Here is a 489-nt window from a genome sequence, read left to right as displayed (position 1 = left end):
ACACAGACGCGCTACCGCATCCCCCACTCGCGCACCATCGCCCAACTGCCCCCACCACCCCGCCAATATCTTCACCGGCCGGGCCGGTAGCAGCGCCTCGCCCTCCCCGCGATGACGGCTGTCCTCCGCGATATCGCGTAACTCCTCGGCCCAGCAGGCTGGTTCGGCCGAACCGCCGCGTGGCACCAGCTCGACCGCGGCCAATCGATCCCCGGACACAGGGCGTTCCGTCTCGCCCTCCTCCAACAGCGGTCGCCTCCCGGCCCCAGTTCCCCGAGCCCGGGCCGCACCCGCACGTCCTCGACCACGCAGCGGGCACCCGGCGACCGCTTGGAGATCTCCCGTCCTCCGCCGACCCCGGAGCCCTCTGCCCGGCCCGGCGGCTTCCCGCCGAGCCCCTGCGGATCTCCGGGTGTCCGGCATGACAACACCGAACTGCACACTCTTGTTCATTACTCCCTCTCTTCAAGCAGAATCAATCATCTACAC

1 protein-coding gene is annotated in these 489 nt (G+C 69.3%); it reads right to left on the bottom strand.

Annotated elements, in window-relative coordinates; genetic code table 11:
* Positions 1-246, bottom strand: a 246-nt coding sequence (locus tag AC13HU_RS38090) for a hypothetical protein (RefSeq protein ID WP_483046567.1), incomplete at its 3' end; no start/stop codon positions are given.
* Positions 247-489 lie beyond the last annotated feature (243 nt).

The organism is Streptomyces sp. NH27 (assembly GCF_056859195.1).
This window is presented reverse-complemented; position numbering and strand designations above follow the sequence as displayed.